Genomic DNA, 4446 nt, shown 5'->3' with positions numbered 1-4446 from the left:
GCCGAGCAGGCGGGTACCGATGCGGATCGCCCAGCGGCCGACGAACCACAAGACGATCGCGGCGAGGAGGTTGAGGCCGAAGTCGAGGCCGCGGGTCATCAGGAATTGCTGGGCGGTGGCGAGATCGATCATGCGTTCTCCGAAGTCAAGGGTAGAAAGGGCGGCGCATGCACCGGGTGGGTGGCGCTTTTATAACCTGAGCCGGGAGGGGCGGCAACCTGTCTGACACTGCTTGACGTAATGGAAAACGGGCAGGACGCGGGTGCGTGCTGCCCGTTGGGGATGTATCAGGATCGCGGCCGTGTGCGGCGCGCGAGCCGGATTTTGCCGTGATTACGACGCTGCGCGGCCGTAGGTGTCTTCGAAGCGGACGATGTCGTCCTCGCCGAGATACGACCCCGACTGGACTTCGATCAGCTCAAGCGGGATCCTGCCGGGGTTTTTGAGTCGATGTGGGGTGCCAAGGGGAATATAGGTGGATTGATTTTCGGTAAGAATGATTTCCGCATCCCCGTTCGTCACGAGCGCGGCGCCCTTTACAACGATCCAGTGCTCCGCTCGGTGATGGTGCATCTGCAGGCTCAGTTGCGCCCCGGGCGCGACGATGATCCGCTTGACCTGGAAGCGGTCGCCGGCATCGATGCTTTCGTAGGATCCCCAGGGGCGAGGGACGCGGCGATGTGTGACTGATTCGAGTCGTCCCGATACGTTGAGTTTTTCGACGACCTTCTTTACGTCCTGGACGTGGTCGCGATGCGCGACAAGGACAGCATCTGCGGTTTCGACTATGACGACATCCTGGACCCCGATCGCGGCGACCATTCGGTGTTCCGCACGGATGTATGAGTTTGCAACCGTGTCCGTATAGACGTCACCGGAGGCTATATTGCCGTGATCGTCGCGCGCAGAGATATCAGCTAGCGCGCTCCACGAACCGATATCGCTCCAGCCGAGTTGGGTTGCCGCGACCACGGCCGCACGCTCGGTCTTCTCCATGACGGCGTAATCAATGGAGATGTCTGGGCACGCAGCGAATGCATCGCTGTCGAGGCGCAGAAAATCGTAGTCCTGCTGAGCGTGTTCAAACGCCCTTGTTGCTTGTCGACTGATATCGGGTGCATGTTGTGCGACTTCGTCGAGATAAGCTGCCGCGTTTAGCAGAAACATGCCGCTGTTCCAGTAGTAGCGGTCGTCCTGGACGAATTCCGCAGCCCGCTCACGGTTGGGCTTTTCGACGAACGCGTCGACAGCGTGAGCGCCAATGCCGGCCTCGATCGCTTCACCGCGGCGAATGTACCCATAACCGGTGTGGGGCTCGGTCGGCGGAATCCCGAATGTGACGAGATGTCCCTGCTTCGCGACGGCGACTGCGGTGTCGACGGCCGTGATGAACGCGGGCAAATTTTGCACGACGTGGTCGGACGGCAGCACGAGAAGCAAGGCATCCGGATCATCGCGTAATGCGATCTGTGCCGCCACGGCGATTGCTGGTGCGGTGTTGCGGCCGAGCGGTTCCAGCACGATGGCTCGTGGCTTGATGCCGGTATGCTGCAGTTGCTCGGCAACCATGAAGCGATGCACGTGATTCGCGACGATGACCGGAGAGGCGATTCCCGAGATTTTGCTGGCGCGCAGGACCGTTTGCTGGATAAGGGGCTGTTCGCCCGCCAGCTTTAGAAATTGCTTCGGGTAGTTGCTGCGGGACATCGGCCACAGACGACTGCCGTTACCGCCGCACAGGATGATCGGGTGGATACTCATGGGGGAATGCCTGGGTCGGGGCGATTGGGTGCCAGTTCGATTCGAGAGGGCGAGTCATTTTAGCAAAGCGGAATGACGTGAAGTGTTGGCTCGCCCGCCCACGGATGTAACGCAAGCAACGTTAGACGGAGTGCAGCGATATCACCATGGGGGACGGGGCGGGATCTTCCAGCTCCGAAGGACAACTTCATTGACAGACGCCTGCGTTTCCAGGCGGAAGGGCAATCGAGCTTGGCTCGGGATGTCATTCGAGAAGACCGTGCTCAAGCCGCTGAAGCACTAGTACCTGCTTGGGTCCAGGATTTCTCACGCAAGCAGCCTGACGTAGTGAAGAAGCGGGCAGGATGGGTGTGCGTATGGTTTGTCGAGGAGATCGTCGACCTCGCACATTTGGGACACGCGATGCGATTCGCACGGGATGTATCGGACGGCAGGCAAACGACTGTTGATCGTCGTGTGTGAGTGTGTCGTACTTTGCTCGGCGCATCGCTCGGTTGTGTAGAAATTGCTGCGCTTGCCACGTGGCGTATCGCGTTGCGATTCCATGTATGGCCTTCACGAGTGGGCATGCTCGGTTTCCGCGTACTTGCTCGTGTGACTGACCAGCAGACGGCGTAAGTTGCCGGACGATCGCCACCGCATCCACTTTCCGCGCTTGCTCGGGATTGAAATCTGGGTGGCGCTCGCTTGTCGCAACGGATTTGTCGTCTTTACCAAAACCAATCGCAGGGACAGGTCACTTACGGTACATGACCCGGTGCAGTTTTCGGAGTGGATCGGTGATCCGCCAGGAGGTCGAGGTGAAAATCTCCTCTAACGTTGTGTTCTTTTCCGCCATCTCGGAGATCAAGCGGTCCCGGTCGCCAATGACTTCTTCCAGTTGCTGTAGATGCATACGTTGCATGTCCGAGACGAGTTTCTCTTGCTGCTGATGACTTTCCACCAACGCCTGCTCCGCACGGACCCGATGCAGGTTTTCTTGCGCAGCTTGTTCCTTCCAGCGATCGCGATCCTGTACGCACTCGCCCAGCCTGTGCTCCACACCGGCAATGGTGGATTTCAGGTCGGAGATCGTGTGATCCCGGTCGCCAATGGCTTCTTCAAATTGCTGTAGATGCCCGCGTTGCATGTCTGACACCAGGATCTCATGCTGCCGGCGCTCTTCTTGCAGTTCCTGCTCCACGCGGACTCGATGCGAGCTGTCTAGCGCAGCTTGTCCCCTCCAGCGATCGCGGTCCTGTGCGCACTCATCCAGACGGTGCTCCACATCGGCAATGGTGGATTTCAGGTCGGAGATTGCACGATCCCGATCGCCAATGGCTTCTTCAAATTGCTGTAGATGCCCACGTTGCATGTCTGACACCAGGATCTCATGCTGCCGGCGCTCTTCTTGCAGTTCCTGCTCCACGCGGACTCGATGCGAGCTGTCTAGCGCAGCTTGTCCCCTCCAGCGATCGCGGTCCTGTGCGCACTCGTCCAGACGGTGCTCCAGATCGGCGATCGTGGATCTCAGGTTTTCCGCTTCCATGCGATAGATATCGCGATCGCGCCGTGAATTGGTAATCTCTCGGTGGAGTGCTACCCGATCCAGCGAGTCAAAATTCGGGAAGAGCTCACCCTTGGAGACGTTCGCTGAATTCGCGAGCTCGCCACCGATCCTCACCTTGTCGGGTTGGGCAGTCCGGGTGTGTGCGAGCATCGCCGTCGGAAGGTCGATCCCAGTCAGGATCGGCCGCAATTGCTCGTACAGATATTCGCCGTCTGTGATGAAGCGCGGGAACTCCAGAAAGACCAGCGGCACGCCTTTCTTTACGCAGGCATGGATTACCTGATGGAAACCCATCGACAGCAGACGCGCCTGATCGATCGGGTTCAACGAATAGACGACCCCCCCGGGAGTAGATCCCCACGTATGCCAGCGTGTCAGTTCGCCGGGCAATCCTTCGAGCCCGAGACGCGCCCGCAGTTCGTTGGCTACACGACTCGAGGTTGCCTCAACAAGATCCCGCATGGGAATGATGACGGCATCGACGCGGATATCTTCGCGTGCGAGCAGTTCGTCGACAAACTCATAAAGCCATGGGGACTTGATGACATAGGGAAGATCGGCATTGCTCGCCGGAAAGTCCTCAAGGCCTGCATTGGCATTCTCATCGAGCCGATCTTCAGGATTTCTCGCGAGATGCGTGTCGAGGCCGCATGCCGCGAGGTATTGGACCAGGAAGCTTGTTCCGGCACGGCCGGTGCCCGCGATGAGAAGGTGATGTTTCAATTTTCTGTAAGTTACCGTAAGTAGGGCGGTGATTGCCAACACTACTTCTGTGGCAGCGATCGTATGCGAGTACCTTGCGACGGCTACAAGGTCATTTTTGCCTCGGATTCCGCTTCACCGGCTGGTGCGAACGCTTCGCGGGCATCCCGCGAAGTCATTGCCGCGTGCTCCGAATAACGGCGGATTTGACAGGAAACTGAAGTAGCCGTGGCAGGCATTTTTCGTGTGCCGATAAATGACGCAATCAAGCCGTACGATGCGAGATCGGCGTTTCGGGCGTCGGGTATTGCGCGTCGCGGAACGTCTCGAGGATCACGCGGTTGGTGTCGCAGTACACCTGCCAGTAGTTTTCAGGTTGCGTGGACGGGCGCACGAACAGCAGCGGGCCTTCCGGCGTGAACTGCAGCACGCCG

At 58.9% G+C, this 4446-nt stretch carries 2 protein-coding genes and 2 pseudogenes; all 4 read right to left on the bottom strand.

Annotation, left to right across the window (positions count from 1 at the left end; all coding sequences use genetic code 11):
- Positions 1-132: pseudogene (locus DPV74_RS39300) on the bottom strand (mechanosensitive ion channel family protein); the annotation flags it as partial.
- A gap of 201 nt (positions 133-333) precedes the next feature.
- Entirely contained in the window at positions 334-1761 is a 1428-nt protein-coding gene (locus tag DPV74_RS39295) for a mannose-1-phosphate guanylyltransferase/mannose-6-phosphate isomerase (protein WP_119339146.1), read from the bottom strand.
- Between the two features lie 736 nt (positions 1762-2497).
- Positions 2498-4072 carry a hypothetical protein gene (locus DPV74_RS39290; RefSeq protein WP_162923278.1) on the bottom strand — a complete coding sequence of 525 codons (1575 nt, stop codon included), beginning with the start codon at positions 4070-4072 and terminating at the stop codon, positions 2498-2500.
- Positions 4073-4277: 205 nt separating this feature from the next.
- A pseudogene (locus DPV74_RS39285) lies at positions 4278-4446 on the bottom strand (mechanosensitive ion channel family protein); the annotation flags it as partial.

The sequence above is a fragment of the Burkholderia sp. HAN2018 genome, from assembly GCF_024704855.1.
GTDB classification, from domain to species: domain Bacteria; phylum Pseudomonadota; class Gammaproteobacteria; order Burkholderiales; family Burkholderiaceae; genus Burkholderia; species Burkholderia cepacia.
The sequence above is the reverse complement of the archived record's forward strand: the minus strand, read 5'-3'. Positions and strand labels throughout refer to the sequence as shown.

What these genes read in the sequence shown, in the direction of transcription:
- DPV74_RS39295 (WP_119339146.1), bottom strand. Translation starts at nt 1,761, where the DNA reads ATGAGTATCCACCCGATCATCCTGTGCGGCGGTAACGGCAGTCGTCTG.